This window comes from Acinetobacter sp. neg1 (genome assembly GCF_000788125.1).
GTDB lineage: Bacteria > Pseudomonadota > Gammaproteobacteria > Pseudomonadales > Moraxellaceae > Acinetobacter > Acinetobacter vivianii.
The window spans coordinates 94,552-111,193 of record NZ_JSZD01000012.1; the positions used below are offsets into that span (position 1 = coordinate 94,552).

The 16,642-nt window shown below is 43.4% G+C and carries 15 protein-coding genes; 11 read left to right on the plus strand and 4 right to left on the minus strand.

The features are described from left to right. The 6 genes from parE (at position 1) to urtE (ending at position 7,744) form a co-directional block, all read left to right on the plus strand. On the plus strand, positions 1-1,884 hold the full coding sequence (parE, locus tag PJ15_RS08900) for a DNA topoisomerase IV subunit B (RefSeq protein WP_047429965.1): 1,884 nt from the start codon (positions 1-3) through the stop codon (positions 1,882-1,884). Between the two features lie 260 nt (positions 1,885-2,144). Further along, positions 2,145-3,425 carry an urea ABC transporter substrate-binding protein gene (gene urtA, locus PJ15_RS08905; RefSeq protein WP_047429966.1) on the plus strand — a complete coding sequence of 427 codons (1,281 nt, stop codon included), beginning with the start codon at positions 2,145-2,147 and terminating at the stop codon, positions 3,423-3,425. Positions 3,426-3,510: 85 nt separating this feature from the next. Then, positions 3,511-5,133 carry an urea ABC transporter permease subunit UrtB gene (urtB, locus tag PJ15_RS08910; protein WP_047429969.1) on the plus strand — a complete coding sequence of 541 codons (1,623 nt, stop codon included), beginning with the start codon at positions 3,511-3,513 and terminating at the stop codon, positions 5,131-5,133. Between the two features lie 4 nt (positions 5,134-5,137). Then, positions 5,138-6,208 carry an urea ABC transporter permease subunit UrtC gene (gene urtC, locus PJ15_RS08915; RefSeq protein ID WP_047429971.1) on the plus strand — a complete coding sequence of 357 codons (1,071 nt, stop codon included), beginning with the start codon at positions 5,138-5,140 and terminating at the stop codon, positions 6,206-6,208. Continuing rightward, positions 6,209-7,036, plus strand: coding sequence for an urea ABC transporter ATP-binding protein UrtD (gene urtD, locus PJ15_RS08920; RefSeq protein WP_047429975.1), 828 nt, complete (start codon positions 6,209-6,211; stop codon positions 7,034-7,036). Positions 7,037-7,045: 9 nt separating this feature from the next. Next, positions 7,046-7,744 (plus strand): urea ABC transporter ATP-binding subunit UrtE, encoded by a 699-nt coding sequence (urtE, locus tag PJ15_RS08925; protein ID WP_047429977.1) that lies wholly within the window; start codon positions 7,046-7,048, stop codon positions 7,742-7,744. 316 nt (positions 7,745-8,060) lie between these two features. Here urtE and PJ15_RS08930 read toward each other — a convergent pair whose 3' ends face one another. The 3 genes from PJ15_RS08930 to PJ15_RS08940 all read right to left on the minus strand — a co-directional run bounded on the left by PJ15_RS08930 (position 8,061) and on the right by PJ15_RS08940 (position 10,295). Further along, the gene (locus PJ15_RS08930) at positions 8,061-8,801 is read right to left on the minus strand and encodes a hypothetical protein (RefSeq protein WP_047429979.1); all 741 of its coding nucleotides are present in this window, start codon (positions 8,799-8,801) and stop codon (positions 8,061-8,063) included. 83 nt (positions 8,802-8,884) lie between these two features. Further along, the gene (locus PJ15_RS08935) at positions 8,885-9,433 is read right to left on the minus strand and encodes a GNAT family N-acetyltransferase (protein WP_047429982.1); all 549 of its coding nucleotides are present in this window, start codon (positions 9,431-9,433) and stop codon (positions 8,885-8,887) included. 136 nt (positions 9,434-9,569) lie between these two features. Then, complete coding sequence (locus PJ15_RS08940; RefSeq protein WP_047429984.1) at positions 9,570-10,295, minus strand: outer membrane protein OmpK; 726 nt, start codon at positions 10,293-10,295, stop codon at positions 9,570-9,572. Between the two features lie 369 nt (positions 10,296-10,664). Here PJ15_RS08940 and PJ15_RS08945 point away from each other — a divergent pair, with 369 nt between their 5' ends. From PJ15_RS08945 to PJ15_RS08965, 5 genes are all read left to right on the plus strand, one after another. Beyond that, positions 10,665-11,039, plus strand: a complete 375-nt coding sequence (locus PJ15_RS08945) for an HPF/RaiA family ribosome-associated protein (RefSeq protein ID WP_004776293.1) — start codon at positions 10,665-10,667, stop codon at positions 11,037-11,039. Between the two features lie 143 nt (positions 11,040-11,182). Further along, the gene (locus PJ15_RS08950) at positions 11,183-11,728 is read left to right on the plus strand and encodes an ankyrin repeat domain-containing protein (RefSeq protein WP_047429987.1); all 546 of its coding nucleotides are present in this window, start codon (positions 11,183-11,185) and stop codon (positions 11,726-11,728) included. A gap of 31 nt (positions 11,729-11,759) precedes the next feature. Further along, positions 11,760-12,527 carry a transporter gene (locus PJ15_RS08955; protein WP_004776290.1) on the plus strand — a complete coding sequence of 256 codons (768 nt, stop codon included), beginning with the start codon at positions 11,760-11,762 and terminating at the stop codon, positions 12,525-12,527. A 79-nt stretch (positions 12,528-12,606) separates the two neighbouring features. Continuing rightward, positions 12,607-14,454, plus strand: a complete 1,848-nt coding sequence (gene dsbD, locus PJ15_RS08960) for a protein-disulfide reductase DsbD (RefSeq protein WP_047429993.1) — start codon at positions 12,607-12,609, stop codon at positions 14,452-14,454. A 5-nt stretch (positions 14,455-14,459) separates the two neighbouring features. Next, entirely contained in the window at positions 14,460-15,155 is a 696-nt protein-coding gene (locus tag PJ15_RS08965) for a glutathione S-transferase family protein (protein ID WP_047429996.1), read from the plus strand. Between the two features lie 39 nt (positions 15,156-15,194). Here the strand turns inward: PJ15_RS08965 and PJ15_RS08970 are convergent, their stop codons facing one another. Next, positions 15,195-16,382: a GGDEF domain-containing protein gene (locus PJ15_RS08970; RefSeq protein WP_005260194.1), complete on the minus strand. Its 1,188-nt coding sequence runs from the start codon at positions 16,380-16,382 to the stop codon at positions 15,195-15,197. Positions 16,383-16,642: the final 260 nt, after the last annotated feature.

Sequence of the window (16,642 nt, forward strand, 5' to 3'; positions counted from 1 at the left end):
GTGACACAATACACGGCACAATCCCTTGAAGTTCTTTCTGGTTTAGATCCTGTTCGTCGTCGACCAGGCATGTATACCGATACCTCGCGTCCAAACCATTTGGCGCAAGAGGTGATTGATAATGCAGTCGATGAAGCACTTGCAGGCCATGCCAACCAGATTTGTGTGACCGTATATGAAGATGGTTCGTTGTCAGTTGAAGATAATGGACGTGGAATGCCAGTCGATATCCATCCTGAATATGGGCAAAGCGGTATCGAAATTATTCTGACCAAGTTACATGCTGGTGGCAAATTCAGTACCGACAACTATCAGTTCTCAGGTGGTTTGCATGGGGTAGGGATTTCGGTGGTCAATGCCTTATCGACCCGTGTTGAAGTTGCTGTCCAACGTCAAGGCAATCTCTATCAAATGGCCTTTGAACAAGGTGAGCCAGTTGCGCCATTAGCCGTCTTGGAAGGCAAGGTGGCAAAGCGTGCGACAGGGACAACTGTTCGTTTCTGGCCTGAAACGAAATATTTTGATAGCCCTAAATTTGCGCTGAAAGCCCTCAAACATAATTTAAAAGCCAAAGCTGTGTTAGCAGCAGGTTTAAAAATTATTTATGACGATAAAATCAATAAAGAAAAAATTGAATGGCAGTTTGAAAATGGTCTGGTCGACTATTTAATGGATGAACTGCAAGATCGCGAAATTTTACCTGATCCTGCTTTTGTGAGTAGTGGGCAAGCGGATCGTGCAGCGTGTGAATTTGCGATTTGCTGGAACGTGGAAGGTGGTGAACAGATTCAGGAAAGTTATGTCAACCTGATTCCAACTGCACAAGGCGGAACGCATGTGAATGGCTTGCGTTCAGGTGTAACTGAAGCACTGCGTGAATTCTGTGAATTACGCAATTTATTGCCACGTAATATGAAATTGTCTGCGGAAGATGTCTGGGATGGCGTGAATTTCATTTTATCGCTGAAATTTCAGGAACCGCAATTCTCAGGACAAACCAAAGAACGTCTATCCAGCCGTGAAGCATCAAATATTGTGCTGAACATTGCCAAAGATGCATTTGCTTTATGGTTAAACCAGCATGCTGAGATTGCGACGCAACTGGCTGAAATGGCGATTGCCAAAGCGGGACGTCGTCTTAAAGCGGCGAAAAAAGTAGAACGTAAGAAGATTGTCGCAGGCCCAGCCTTACCAGGGAAATTAGCCGATTGTGTCGGTTTAACCCGTGAAGACAGTGAACTATTTATTGTGGAAGGGGACTCTGCGGGTGGCAGTGCCAAGCAGGCACGTGACAAGAATTTCCAAGCGATTATGCCGATTCGCGGAAAAATCCTGAATACGTGGGAAGTGTCTTCGGATGAAGTCTTGGCTTCGCAAGAAGTACATGACATTGCCATTGCGATTGGTGTTGATCCGGGCAGTGATGATTTGTCTGAATTGCGCTATGGCAAAATCTGTATCCTTGCGGATGCGGACTCGGATGGTCTGCATATTGCGACTTTATTGTGCGCATTGTTCGTAAAACATTTCCCGACACTGGTTGAGGAAGGTCATCTATTTGTCGCGATGCCACCGCTGTATCGTATTGATATTGGTAAGGATGTGTATTACGCCTTGGACGATGACGAACTTGAATCGATTTTGAAAAAGGTGAAGGGCAATAAAAACCCACAAATTACCCGATTCAAAGGTTTGGGTGAGATGAATGCCAGTCAGTTACGTGAAACGACTATGGACCCGAATACCCGTCGTTTGGTGCAACTGGATCTGGATGATGCGCATTTAACTGCTGGATTGCTGGATAAATTACTTGCGAAAAAGCGTTCAGCTGACCGTAAACACTGGTTAGAACAAAAAGGTAATTTAGCGGATATTAGCGTCTAAATTCCCGAAAAAATCTATAGATTGAAGCCAAGCCAATGCTTGGCTTTTTCTTTGTTTAAAGTATAGAGATTTTGGTTGAACAAATTTGCATCATTTTAGGTCAGGAGGTATTTTTTGTATGCAATGTTGTATACAAGATCAAAAAAATCATCAGTGAAATTTATTAAAACATAATAAAAACATATGCTTGAAGTGTTGGCATAAAAATTGAATAACCCCACCCAGTAGAAATCACAATATTCAAGGTGTGGAGAATAAAGATGCAGAATAAATTAATGTCGATGTCTGTACTTATGGCAGCCATGATGGGGATTGGTCTGGTTGGATGTTCAAAACCAGCCGAAAAAACAGAACAAACAAAAACGGAAGCTAAAACAGCGCCCGCAACAAGTGGCGACACCATTAAAGTCGGCATCCTGCATTCGCTTTCAGGCACGATGGCGATTTCTGAAACTTCGCTGAAAGATACCGCGCTAATGACCATTAATGAAATCAATGCCAATGGTGGAGTGCTCGGTAAAAAACTAGAACCTGTGATTGTCGATCCAGCCTCAGATTGGCCACTGTTTGCAGAAAAAGCGCGTCAGCTAATTACTCAAGATAAAGTCGCGGTTATTTTTGGCTGCTGGACATCGGTTTCTCGTAAATCTGTGCTCCCTGTGGTCGAAGAACTGAATGGCTTGTTGTTCTACCCGGTGCAATATGAAGGCCAAGAGCAATCGAAAAATATTTTCTATACAGGCGCTGCTCCAAACCAACAAGCGATTCCTGCGGTTGAATATTTGATGGGAGAAGAAGGCGGTAAAGCTGAGCGTTTTGTATTGCTTGGCACCGATTATGTCTATCCACGCACCACCAATAAAATTCTGCGTGCTTTCTTAAAATCTAAAGGCGTCGCTGATGCTGACATCATGGAAGAATATACGCCATTTGGTCATAGCAATTATCAAACCATTGTTTCCAATATTAAAAAATTCTCTGCTGGTAAAAAGACTGCGGTGATCTCGACCATCAATGGTGATTCTAACGTGCCGTTCTATCGTGAATTGGGTAACCAAGGTATTAAGGCTTCTGATATTCCAGTGATGGCTTTCTCGGTAGGAGAGGAAGAATTACGCGGTATTGATACCAAACCATTGGTGGGTCATTTAGCCGCATGGAACTATTTTATGTCGGTCAAGAATCCTAAAAACACTGAGTTTGTGAATAAATTCAAACAATATGCGGTCGAATACAAACTGCCAAATGCTGACAAAGTGGTGACCAATGATCCAATGGAAGCGACTTATGTGGGCATCAATATGTGGAAGCAGGCGGTTGAAAAAGCAGGCACGACTGAGGTCGACAAAGTCCGTGATGCGATGGCAGGTCAAACCTTTGCTGCACCATCAGGCTATACCCTCAAAATGGATGAAAGCAATCACCATTTGCATAAGCCTGTGATGATTGGACAAATCCGTGGTGATGGTCAGTTCGATGTAGTCTACAAAACACCGCAAACCATCAAGGCGGAACCTTGGAGTCCGTATATCCCTAAATAATTTTTCAAGCCTGTTGTTTTAGCAGCAGGCTTTTTCATTCTGTTTTTGTTTGATCTATTTAAACCGTAACAATAAGGGGAGTTCTATGGCGAAGCATTATGTTTTGGCACTGCTCTGTATTATGGCGCAGCTGATATTTACTCCAGCATGGGCAGAGGCCACATCCACAGCACCTGTGACGTCTACAGCTTCTCAAGATGCCATTCAAACCTTTGTAAAGGCTGATTTTGCCACACGTCGTGCCATGCTCAATCAATGGCCTGCCAGTATTGAACAACTGGATCAACTGGTGGTGTATATCGATCAAAATGAGTTATATACCGATAGTGCTGGCAATACCTATTTGCTGAAAAATGATGACAAACTATTCAGCTATCCTACACAGCAAGCACTGGAACAGTGGCCTGCGGATTTAACTCAAGTCACTTTGGTCAATACTTTACGCAAGGCACTGAATTTTGGACAAGCCAAAGTCAAACTCAACTCCAATGATGCCTCACAGCGATTAGCCGCGGTTGATATTTTAGAAAATAATCTGGCTGAGCTAGATCTGGCGACCGTGAAACAACTCTACGTCAATGAAAAAAATGATCAGGTCAAAGCCCGTTTAGCGCAACTTAAGGCGCGTCTGGATTTTAATAGTTCTGATGAGTTTACCAAGCTTGAAGCCGTGAAGATCTTGGCTGATTCAAATCGTCCTGATGTATTCGCGCTTATCACGCAGACTTTAGACCAACCGCAACAGAATCCAGCTTTAAAGGCAGCTTTGCTGGATGCACAAAATAAAATTAAAACCCGTATACAAATCAGTGAATGGTCGGGGCATGTGTTTTCAGGTTTAAGTACCGCCAGCATTTTATTGCTTGCTGCGCTGGGACTCGCGATTACTTATGGCCTGCTGGGTGTGATTAATATGGCGCATGGCGAACTCATCATGATCGGTGCCTATACCACTTACGTGATCCAGAGCTTTTTTAAAACACATTTTGCTGGACTGGTAGATTGGTATTTGGTGGCTGCGATTCCTGCAGCTTTTCTGGTCAGTGCCTTGATTGGGATGTTGATTGAGCGCACCGTCATTCGTCCGCTGTATGGCCGTCAATTGGAAACCTTACTTGCCACTTTTGGGGTGAGTCTGATTCTGATGCAATTGGTACGCATGGTCTTTGGTGCGCAGAATGTCGAAGTCTCAAATGTGAGCTGGTTGAGTGGCGGGATTGCAGTTACGCCAAGCCTGATGCTGCCATATAACCGTATCGCCATTATTGCGTTTACCGTTGCTGTGTTGTTGCTGCTGGTGTTCTTACTCAATAAAACCCGCTTTGGTTTATTTGTTCGTGCGGTCACGCAAAACCGTCAAATGGCACGTGCTGTTGGCATTCGATCTGCACGGATTGACATGATGGCGTTTGGTCTTGGTTCTGGCTTGGCAGGGTTAGCAGGTTGTGCCTTGGCACAGGTCGGTAATGTCGGGCCTGATCTTGGTCAGAATTACATTATTGATGCCTTCCTTGTTGTTGTGGTCGGCGGTGTCGGTCAAGTGTGGGGTGCCGTACTTGCAGCACTCGGACTGGGTATCAGTGGAACAGTGCTAGAAATTGGTTTAGGTGCGGTTTTAGCAAAAATTATTCTCTTGGTTCTTGTGATTTTGTTTATCCAAAAGCGTCCACAAGGTTTGTTTGCCATCAAAGGCCGTTTTGTGGAGTAAGCCAATGAAAATCACTTCTGTGTTCGCAGATAAACCGTATAGCACTGTCGCAATTGCCTGTTGTTTTGCAGTGTTGCTGTTGTTGCCGTGGTTACATTTGCTGTCTCCAGACTCTGCATTTTACCTGTCTGCTTATTGGATTACCTTAATAGGCAAGATCATGTGTTTGGCTTTGGTCGCCTTGGCGCTAGATCTGGTCTGGGGCTATGCAGGGATTCTGAGTTTAGGTCATGGTTTGTATTTTGCCTTGGGTGGTTATGCTTTTGGCATGTACTTGATGCGCCAATCCGCAGGCGATGGGCTGCCTGACTTTATGCGCTTCCTGAGCTGGACAGAATTGCCGTGGTATTGGGTCGGGACGGAGCATTTTGCTTGGGCCTTAGCCTTGGTCGTGCTGGTCCCTGGTCTGATCGCATTTATTTTTGGATTTTTTGCCTTTCGCTCCAAAATCAAAGGTGTGTATTTTTCCATCATTACCCAAGCCATGACTTTTGCCGCAGCGTTATTGTTCTTCCGCAATGAAACAGGCTTTGGGGGCAATAATGGCTTTACTGGTTTCAAGACCATTTTCGGTTTTGACATTACCTCTGCATCAATGCGTGCCACGCTGTGTTTTGTCACTGCACTGGTGTTGATGCTGTGTTTTATTGGCTTACGACAACTGATGAATCGTCCTTATGGGCGTGTTTTGGGCGCAATTCGTGACAGTGAAAATCGCTTGCAATATCTGGGTTATCGCACACTGTGGTACAAGCTGTCGGCATGGGTCTTGTCTGCGGTGATCGCGGGTATTGCTGGTGCGTTGTATGTGCCGCAGGCAGGCATCATTAATCCGAGTGAAATGAATCCCGTCAACTCGATTGAAATGGCAGTGTGGGTCGCTGCGGGTGGACGTGGCACCTTGATTGGCCCGATTCTTGGAGCAGGTCTAATTAATGCCGTGAAAACTTATTTCACTGTGGCTGCACCAGAAGCATGGTTATTGATCTTGGGAGCACTTTTCATTGTGGTGACTTTATTCCTGCCGAAAGGTGTGATTGGCATATTTGACCGTTTTAAAAAGGAGCGCGACTAAATGAGTGATGTATTAATTGACGCTGCTCAACATGGTGGTCAACTCGGTGAAGGGTATGGACGTGCCAAACCACAAGGGGCTGACTTTAGTCATGGCATTGCCTTATATCTGGAAAAAGTCAGTGTCTGGTTTGATTCATTTCGGGCTTTGAATGATCTGTCGCTTTATATTGCTGAGGGTGAGTTACGCTGCATTATCGGGCCGAATGGCGCAGGGAAAACCACCTTGATGGATGTGATTACAGGTAAAACTCGCCCAACCACAGGTACGGCATTTTTTGGGCAAAACTATGATTTAGCCAAAATGAGTACCGAGCAAATTGCCGAAGCAGGCATTGGTCGCAAATTCCAAAAACCAACAGTATTTGAAAATTTTAGCGTGATGGAGAATCTGCTACTGGCTGCACCAAGAGATAAACGAGTGAAAAAAAGCTTATTTTCTCGTTTAGATCCAGAAGCGCAGTTGGCTTTGGATGAAACATTGGAACAAATTCGTTTAAAAGAATTTGTACAGAAGCCAGCAGGTTTGCTGTCGCATGGACAAAAGCAGTGGTTGGAAATTGGCATGTTGTTGATGCAACGACCAAAGCTGATTTTGCTGGATGAGCCTGTCGCAGGTATGACCGATGCTGAAACTGAACGCACGGCTGAACTCTGCCTTGAACTGAAAAAAAATCATACCCTTGTGGTGGTCGAGCATGACATGAGTTTTATTGACACCATCAGTGAAAAAGTCACGGTATTGGCACAAGGTGCGATCTTGGCAGAAGGCACATTGGCAGAAGTTCAGGCCAATGAAGATGTCATTGAAAAGTATTTAGGGCGTTAGGAGAGACACATGCTGGAAGTGAAACAAATTAATCAGTTTTATGGTGGTAGTCATATTCTGCGTGATGTGTCTTTTAACGCGCCTGTCGGGGAATGTAGTGTGGTATTAGGCCGTAATGGAGTGGGCAAAACCACCTTACTCAAATGTCTGATGGGCATTCTGCCGATTAAATCAGGGCAAATCCTGCTCGATGGCAAAGATATTGCCAAAATGTCTCCTGAGCAACGGGTGCGTGCCGGTTTGGCCTATGTGCCGCAAGGTCGCGATATCTTTTCGACCTTGACCGTGGAAGAAAATATTTTAATTGGGATGGCTAAGTTTTCGGGTGCCAAGACCCGTAAAGTGCCAAGTCATTTATATGAAATTTTTCCCGTATTAGATGAAATGAAACATCGCCGTGGCGGTGATTTATCTGGTGGTCAACAACAGCAGCTTGCGATTGCTCGAGCTTTGGCTTCAGAGCCGAGTGTATTGATTCTGGATGAGCCGACAGAAGGGATCCAGCCTTCGATTATTAAAGATATTGGTCAGGTGATTCGTAAACTGGCTGATCAGGGCGAGATGGCGATTATTTTGGTGGAGCAGTTTTATGACTTTGCCGAAGAGTTGGCAGATGCGTATACCGTAATGGCACGTGGGCAGGTGATTGCGCAAGGGCGGGGTGAGGAGATGCCAGAGAAGGGGATTCGGGAGTTGGTGGCGATTTAAAACACTCGAAAGATATTTTCCACCTATGGCCTGATTAAACAGTGATCATTGTGGAATCTTATTGTTTTATATACAATTTTAGGATAAACCTGCGGTTCGCCCTACTTTGGTTTCGCCCTGAGAAGCGTTGAAGCTTCGTAAGGGCAAAGGCCTTTATCACTATACAAGCAATGATTAAAGCTGCTCAATCTTCATTGCAACTCTTCTTGCGCTTCGCTAAAGCTTTAGTCGCTTTAGCTTGCTCAGGTTGTGAATGACGTTTCCGAGTCTCATACTTTTTCTTAAATTTTTTGTTGAGTTTGGGTGTAAAGATCACTCATTTGTTTTCCACTTTATAGAACGTTCCGCCTGCATAGACATTATGTCCAAAGCCACATGAGGACTCACCATTGTTTTGTTCAACTTCAATTTTTTGACCAAGTTTTGCATCATTGGCAAATTGAAGCTTAATCACACAGTCTTCATTGCGATAGTTAGCCTGCGTTGACTTGATAGGCATGCTGGTTTCAAATTGCCCCATATTGGGACCATAGATCAGGCCGCGTAGTCCAAAGTAATAACCATCAAAAGCAATCGCATATTTATTTTGTTTTTTGCTGACCTTGATGTAGTCCCATTGCCCAAAGCCATTGGCGCGAACATAAGTGCCTTGTAAATCAGAAGTTACTTTGGGCTTCGGGAGTTGTTTTAAGTTGTATTGGCTGGTTTTCGAGTCTTTATCACGTAAAAACCAGACTCTGGCCCATTGCGGCTTACCGAGTTTGGCATAACTTAATCCCACATTATTATTGGCGATTTCAATGTCTCGATCACTGATCTGAACACCGCTTTCTTCCGCATTAGCCTGACAGAAATGTGCCCATGCGGCTTGGTCTTCAAATTGTTTGGCTGCTTTGAGATATTGTTTTTGATCGTAAAACTTTTTACCTGCTTGCGCATATTGTTTCACTTTGGCGCAGCCCTGTTGCAATTCTTGCTCGAAAGATAGTTCGGCAAAGCTGGCACTTGAAGCAAGTACGATTGTGAGGCATAGGCCGAGTTGGGATGTTTTAATCATTGTGGCTATTTTTGAAATAAAGTATATCTTTCATTTTAAATCAAAAATTGCCGTTAGAAACGTATTACAAAAGTGATGTTTTATTAGGCTTCTGTGAGTTGCAGTTGCATCCAGACAAGATCACGCCATTGCCCAAACTTTTGTCCCACGTGTGGCATATACCCTGTTTGAATGAAGCCCAGTTGTTCATGCAATACGATAGAGCCTTTGTTTTCACTATCAATGGCAGCGACCATAATATGCATGTTTTGCTGTTTGGCGAGATGAATGAGCTGTTGCATGAGGGCTTTGCCCAGACCTTGGCGTGCATAGCTTGGATCAATAAAAACAGAATGCTCAATACTTTGACAATAACCACTGATAGCACGAAACGCTGCGTAATAGGCATAACCAGCAACTTGATGGGTATTCAGGTCTTCTACCACGATCATTGGAAAGTGTTGCTGTTGCATGCTCTGAAAGCGTTGCTGATATTCCGTCAAAGAAACGGCCTGATCATTCCAGTTGGCTGTTCCATTGAGAATTTCAGCATTGTAAATCGCAAGAATCTCATCAAGATCATTCACTGTCGCAAAGCGAATCTGGAAATGGGGTGCGAGCGTATAAGGTGCAAGTGGAAGATTTACGGGCATGGGCACAGGTCATCAAATCAGGCAAAAACAAAAGATGAGACGTTGATAAAACGGCAGATCATTTCAGCTTTATATTCGATGATACCAACAAAAACAGCAAGGAATTCCTTGCTGTTTTTTTCACATCTTTAAAAGCTTAGAAGTGATATTTGATCAAAGCGCTGACGTTGTTTTCGTCACGGTTTTTCATACCGAACTTGTTATTCCAAACTGAATGCTCAACACCTAAATAAAGGCGTGTATCTGGTGAAATGTGTTTACCGACATTCCATTTGTACTGTGTCGTCCAGTTCAGTTCACTTGCGTGATCTTTTTCACCTGTCGACCAGTCAAGGAAACCATCAACCAAGAAATCTTCGTTTGATACTTTAAATGGCAACGCATAAGCGATTGTCATTTGGTAGTCATCAGCCGTATTTTCGTTGTTGGCACGGTAGAAATTCACATTCGCATATTGGAAATATGGAATTGCGAGATCAAAACCCACCCCATACAAGAAGTTGTCAAAATTATTACCATCAGCGCTGTTACTTTCCCATGTTGTTGAGATCAGCACATCTTTGATTGGACCAAATGCAAGTTTTTGTCCTGAGATCTCACCCAAGCTTAAACGTGGAGAGAGTTCGAAATATGTACTTTTATTATCATCGCTGCCACGCATACGATCCATAAAGAAAAACACATCGGCATATTTAACTTTTGCCGCATATTCGAGTGTTACAGTTGTTTGTTTTTCATCAACAACTTCATAGTTCTCACCGTACAAACCAGTCACGCTGAAATCTTGCCAAATTGGCTTCGCCTGAGCGAAAGCTGCTGTAGATACCAATAAATATGTTGCTGCAAGTTGCTTCAATTGCATTTAAAAATCTCCCCCCAAAAAGGCGTGTAAAGCATACAAGGTATTAAGCAAAAATAAAGCCAAATTTGACCAAAGGTACAAAATAATTGTAGAGGTCGGGCCAAAAATAAAGTCGTGTAAAGTTAAAGTGGTTTTTGTTTAAGTTTTAATAAAAATGTCAAAAATCAGCTTGCATATTTCTAACGAAAGACAGATATTGGAACTATAGAAGATCTTCTTACATACTGAAAATCAACAGATGCTAAGCGAGGAGACCACAAGCATTTACATAATCAAAATATACAACTGCACTGAATGATCGCATGCTCAAAGTGTGCTGAATAAGAAAGTTTTGTAGCACCGTCTCACAGAAAAGAGAGGAAGATATTTATGAATATTGAAATCCGTACAGATAAAAACATTCAAGGTAGTGAACGTTTAATTAGTTATGTTCGTGCAGAACTTACACAGGAATTCCAACGTTATAGCGAGCGTATTACGCACTTTTCGGTTCATATTAGTGATGAAAATGGGGATAAAACGGGCGATCACGACAAACGTTGTATGATTGAGGCTCGTCCAGCAGGAATGAAACCTGTTGCAGTGACACATAAAGCGACAAATATTGATAACTCGATTCATGGTGCGATTGATAAGTTAAAACGCAGTCTGGAGCATCTATATGAGAAAAAAGATCATCACCGTGGTGGTTTACCAGAATATGTCGATGCAGATGAAGATGTCAAAGTAGATGACGAAGCGTAAAGATAAACGCATAAAAAAAGCCTCATTTGGGGCTTTTTTTATGCCTGTATCAAATTTCTACATGATTTTTTAGATGGTTTTATAAAATCCTGTCAGGATATTCGGCATAATACATTCATTAAAAAATATTGTGAGAATTGGTCATGTTAAATAAGCAACAGCAGGCCTTGGTGCAAGCCATACAACAACTCGATTTAGACCAAGTGCAATCATTACTTGCTGAAGGACTCGACCCGAATTTTATTGATCCTGAACAAGGGCCACCTGTGTCATTGATTTGTGATGGTTTATTCACATGGTGGGAAGCAATTTGTGAAGCGTATGAAGCAGGCCAGCCATTAAGCGAAGAAGAAAAGCAACAATCGCTTCAAGTTTATCTAGATATTTTAGATGCTCTGATTCAGGCCAAAGCCAATTTGCACTTATGGGATGCTGAAGAATTTTATGGCCCGCTTTGGGATGCAGCAAGTTCGGCTTGTGTACCTGTGGTACAACGCTTACTCGAAGAAAAAGTAGATCCAAATACTCGTGATGAAGAAGGTTTAACCGTTTTATCTTCAATTAGCCAATTATTCTTTGATTGTGAATTTGATGAAATTGACTGGTCAGAATCATTGCCAGAAGAACGTGCAACACTGGAATTGTTACGTCAGCATGGTGCAAAGATGTCAAAAGAGCTAGGCGCATAAGCCCAGCCGATACAAGAGAAAGAGGAACATGATGAAAACTTTTCAAACTTTAAGCGTGATTGCCGTATCGATGATGGCAAGCAGCGCTTTTGCGGCTGATTTTTCTTTTGACCGTCCTGGAGCGGGCATGGGTACAGGTATTACTCCTGTTGGAAAATTGGCATGGGAACAAAGCTTACCGAGCGTCAGCTACCAAGAAGGTAATGTCGATGGGGTAAAAGATAAAACCCTGACCTTAAATGGCGATATGTTATTGCGTACAGGTCTGGCAGATGGCCTTGAATTGCAATTGGGTTGGCAAGGCCCAGTCTGGCAGCAATACAAGCGTGCTGGCATGAAAAAAGAAACCAATGGTTTAGGTGATGTCAGCATTGGTTTAAAAAAAGCGATTGATTTAAAAGATGACCGCTTATCAATGGCTTTGTTAGCAGAAGCAATCATTGCGACAGGTAACGATGAGTTCACTAACCATGATGATATCTACAGCTTAACCTCAGCAGTTGCTTATGAGTTCAGCGACCTGATTGGTACCTCGATTACCATGCGTTATGAAGCGCAAAACAGCGATTGGGCAGTCACAGCTGTACCAACCATTGATTATAAGATCGCGGGTAAATTATCTGGCTTCTCTGAATTTATTTACCGTAAAGCAGAAAGTCAGGATTATGAATATGGCCTCGGCACAGGTCTGGTTTATGCCTTGAATAATCGCACGCAGCTGGACGCTAGCATTGGGGTGGATCTCAATGGCAATCAGAAAAGCTATAACGGTGGCTTCGGCGTATCGGTTTTATTCTAATAATAATGCTCCTGAATTCTCTTAAATTCACTTCTACATAAGTGGGAGGGAGATTCAGGAGAAAAATAGTGAGATGAGAATGAAAATGTCTGTTCGAGATGGAGAAGGTGTTGCATTGATGCGTTATTTTCTTGGGACGTTATTGTTGTTATGTGGGTCATTGACCTATGCCCAAGAGAATTCATCGGCACCTTTACTCAGTCCTGAACAGGCATTTGCATTTACGGTTGAATCGACGCAAGCGAATCAGGCACGTTTGCATTGGTCGATTCAGCCCAATTACTATTTATATCAGCATAAATTTGAAGTACAGCAGGGCAATCAGCCTGTTACGTTAAATTTGCCTAAAGCAGTTGAGCAATATGATGAAAACTATGGCCATAGTCAGGTTTATTATCAACAAGCTGAATTCAGTATTCCTACTCAAGCATCACAACACTATCGTGTGACGTGGCAGGGTTGTGCCAAAGACCGAATTTGCTATCCACCCCAAAATATTGAATTTCAGACTGACGCCGATGGTTTGGTGAGTGCTCAAAATGTCAGTTCTAATACCCAAAAAAGCTTTCTGGACGTGGCGCGTTCATCTAGCGCATTCAATACTCAACAACCCGCAAGTGATGAAGTACAGGCTGAAGCAGGCGCAGCATCATCCTCACAAGGCAATTCAGGTGTAATGGCTCAAGACCAGAAATGGTCAAGTGCACTGGAGCAACATTCGCTGGCTTATAGCATCCTGTTATTCTTAGGTTTAGGGATTTTATTGGCTTTTACGCCGTGTTCATTACCGATGTTACCGATCCTGACCTCGTTGATCGTACGTGACAATAAAGGTGTTAAAGCATGGTCAATTGCACTGACCTTTGTGGTCAGTATGGCGCTGGTCTATGCGGTACTGGGTTTGATTGCTTCCGCAGCAGGTTTGAATTTTCAGCGCTGGTTACAGCAACCCGCCACATTGATTGCATTTAGCTTATTGTTTGTGGTGTTTGCTCTCAATCTGTTTGGCCTGTTCGAATTGAAATTGCCACAGCGTTGGGTCAATCGACTGGATCAGATGCAATCCAATCAAAAAGGCGGCACGCTGGTGGGTGCCAGTGTAATGGGCATGATTTCAGCGCTGTTGGTGGGGCCATGCATGACTGCACCACTGGCTGGGGTTTTGCTATTTATTTCGCAAACACAGAGTCAATGGCAAGGTGCATTATTACTCTTTACGCTTGGCTTTGGTATGGGTATACCTTTGCTTTTGGCAAGTGTATTGGGCGCTAAAGCCTTACCGAAAGCTGGCGACTGGATGAATCAGATCAAGGTGATTTTTGCCTTCTTAATGCTCGCCTTGAGTCTTTATTTTATTCGCCCTTTATTGCCAGAATTAGCGATTCAAATCCTGAGTTTAATTCTCGGGCTGGCATTTATTATCTATGCGGTTTATCGTCTGTTTGGGCAGAAATCCAAGCTGCGATGGCTGTATGCGATATTGCTGATTTTAGTCATTCCCGCATTGGCTTTTAATCAATACCAGCATATTCAAAGTCTCAGCTCGGTTCAGGCAGATAAACTTGCTGAATGGCATGTGGCACAAACTGCGGATGAATTTCAGCATATTCTCGCCAATGCACCCAAAGATCGCGGTATCGTGATCGATGTCTATGCAGATTGGTGTGTCGCTTGCCAGCCGATTGAGCATCGTATTTTAAAAGATGCCGAAGTCCAGCAGGCATTATCGGGTTATTACCTAATCAAACTGGATTTAAGCCACTATGATGCATCGCATCAGGCACTTTTAGCGCAGTGGGATATCTTGGGACCACCGACCTATTTATTCCTCGATCAGCAACAACAAGAAATCCGTTCGCTACGCTTAACTGGTGCGTTCCAGAAAGCTGAGCTATTACAACAACTCGCCTTATTTAAAGGAAAATAATAAATATGTATCAGCTCTTGATTGGCAATAAAAATTATTCGACCTGGTCAATGCGTCCATGGATCTTATTGAAACAGGCTGGTATTCCATTTCAGGAACAGTTGATTCAGTTTGATAGTTTTGAAGCAGATAGTCAGTTTAAAACAGAAATTCTAAAGCTTAATCCAACGGGAAAAGTGCCTGCACTTGTGGATGGTGATCTGGTGGTTTGGGATACGTTGGCTATTTGTGAATATCTGGCAGAACAACATCCTGAACATGCCTTATGGCCGCAAGATAAAACCCTGCGTGTCAGAGCGCGTTGCATCAGTGCCGAGATGCACAGTAGCTTTCAGGGATTACGTAATCTTTGTCCGATGAATGTCGAAGCTGAGCTAACGCATATTGGCAAGCAGTTATGGGCAGAGCACGCCCAATTACGTGCTGATGTTGCCCGAATTGATCAGATCTGGTCAGAACGTCCAGATGATGACAGTTTTTTATGTGGCGAATTCAGTATTGCTGATGCATTTTACGCACCTGTGGTGATGCGTTTCGACTGTTATAAATTACCCATCTCGGCTTCTAGCCAAAACTATATGCAGAAAATATTGGCTTTGCCTTCAGTACAACAATGGATTGCTGAAGCCAAGCAAGAACAGACGTTTGTGCTTTTTGATGAGCCTTATCGCCAACATCGGGAAGAATTTTTAAAAGCCTGATTGGGGCTCAAGTGAAGGCAAATCACTGCCTTCACTTTGCTAGTGTGTGATCAGATCGGTAAAGATTTTGACCTGATTGCGTCCCGCTGCTTTTACAGCATACAGGGCCTGATCTGCCTGACTGATAATCAGATGTGGCTCATCGGCACTGAGTGAGCTGCTAATTCCGAAGCTGGCACTAATACTGAATTCTTGCTTATGCTCGGTGATAAAACGCAATTGTGATACGGCTTGCCGGCAGCGCTCGGCAACCTTTTGTGCTTGAGCTGTATTGGTATTGGGCAGCAATAAAATAAACTCCTCCCCACCAAAGCGCCCAATAATATCCTGCTCTCTGAGATGGGTAGCCAGACATTGGGCGACTTGAATCAGGACCTGATCTCCCATGCTATGTCCGAAGTGATCATTAATATTTTTAAAATGATCTAAGTCGAGCAGCACAATTGAATACTGCTGATCAGGCTGCTGATGTAATCTTTCTAAGTAACTCCCGATACTGCGCCGGTTCAGGACATTGGTCAGGGGATCAAGACGACTTAAAATCTGAATGGTCATTTCACGAGTACGCCATTGGGTCAGTAAAATTTCAAATAGAAATAAACAGGCCAGCAAGATGGGCACTAGGAAAAACATCATGCTGCCCACCCAAAATGGATGCATGGCGACCTGATTCAGATGTTGCATGTTAAATAATGGCGCGTAGGTGAGTATCCCGACCATGCTCAGGTAATTACAAAAGAACAAGGCCAGCGTGGCAGGAATGAGAGCGCAATACACCATACGGCGGTCAAAAAGCACCAGACCGACACCCACGACACTGACATAGCCCACCATGGTGGCGGGACTAAAGCTGCCGACCAGATAGCTGTTATGGCACAGCATCGCGGTAAAGACCTGCACACTGAGGATCGGGAGGACTTCCTGTGCCCAGTGTTGTTCCCTGAACAGATGGCAGGGAATAATCAACAGGATCAAAACCACCAGCATAATCAGGCTAGTCCATAATTGTGAACGGACCAGCTTGAGATGTACCCATTCTGAATAAACAGGATTCATGAGTACGAAAATGTCCCAACTGATCCAGAACAGGTTCATTAATGCAGCAAGTATCAGTAATAAAATGCTTTTTTTAAGCATGGTCCAATTGACGACAATATGATGTTCCCAAGAAAGCCTAAAGCCCCATCTTTTTGCGTCAGTTGACCTATTAAAATGAATCTTCACCATTGGCATGCATCCTTTTATGCAATGAGATTCCTAGGAACTGTATATCCGTCATCAAAATACGGAGGAACGATTATTCAAATAACAATAGCATCTTTAGAATGAGAAAAAAGTCTGCATCTGGAGGATTTAGTGCAAATCAGGACGGGAAAAATATTTTGAAAAATAAGCTGTTATCAGAATATTCAATGATTTTTATTTGATGATGACCAAACTGAATGAAGAGTGACAATGGCCAGCCTAAGCTGACCATTTTTTACACA

Coding starts and splice junctions, on each gene's coding strand:
- urtD (WP_047429975.1), top strand. CDS start 6,209: ATGAGTGATGTATTAATTGACGCTGCTCAACATGGTGGTCAACTCGGT.
- urtB (WP_047429969.1), top strand. CDS start 3,511: ATGGCGAAGCATTATGTTTTGGCACTGCTCTGTATTATGGCGCAGCTG.
- PJ15_RS08950 (WP_047429987.1), top strand. CDS start 11,183: ATGTTAAATAAGCAACAGCAGGCCTTGGTGCAAGCCATACAACAACTC.
- PJ15_RS08930 (WP_047429979.1), bottom strand. CDS start 8,801: ATGATTAAAACATCCCAACTCGGCCTATGCCTCACAATCGTACTTGCT.
- PJ15_RS08940 (WP_047429984.1), bottom strand. CDS start 10,295: ATGCAATTGAAGCAACTTGCAGCAACATATTTATTGGTATCTACAGCA.
- PJ15_RS08955 (WP_004776290.1), top strand. CDS start 11,760: ATGAAAACTTTTCAAACTTTAAGCGTGATTGCCGTATCGATGATGGCA.
- PJ15_RS08965 (WP_047429996.1), top strand. CDS start 14,460: ATGTATCAGCTCTTGATTGGCAATAAAAATTATTCGACCTGGTCAATG.
- dsbD (WP_047429993.1), top strand. CDS start 12,607: ATGAAAATGTCTGTTCGAGATGGAGAAGGTGTTGCATTGATGCGTTAT.
- urtE (WP_047429977.1), top strand. CDS start 7,046: ATGCTGGAAGTGAAACAAATTAATCAGTTTTATGGTGGTAGTCATATT.
- urtA (WP_047429966.1), top strand. CDS start 2,145: ATGCAGAATAAATTAATGTCGATGTCTGTACTTATGGCAGCCATGATG.
- PJ15_RS08970 (WP_005260194.1), bottom strand. CDS start 16,382: ATGGTGAAGATTCATTTTAATAGGTCAACTGACGCAAAAAGATGGGGC.
- urtC (WP_047429971.1), top strand. CDS start 5,138: ATGAAAATCACTTCTGTGTTCGCAGATAAACCGTATAGCACTGTCGCA.
- PJ15_RS08935 (WP_047429982.1), bottom strand. CDS start 9,433: ATGCCCGTAAATCTTCCACTTGCACCTTATACGCTCGCACCCCATTTC.
- PJ15_RS08945 (WP_004776293.1), top strand. CDS start 10,665: ATGAATATTGAAATCCGTACAGATAAAAACATTCAAGGTAGTGAACGT.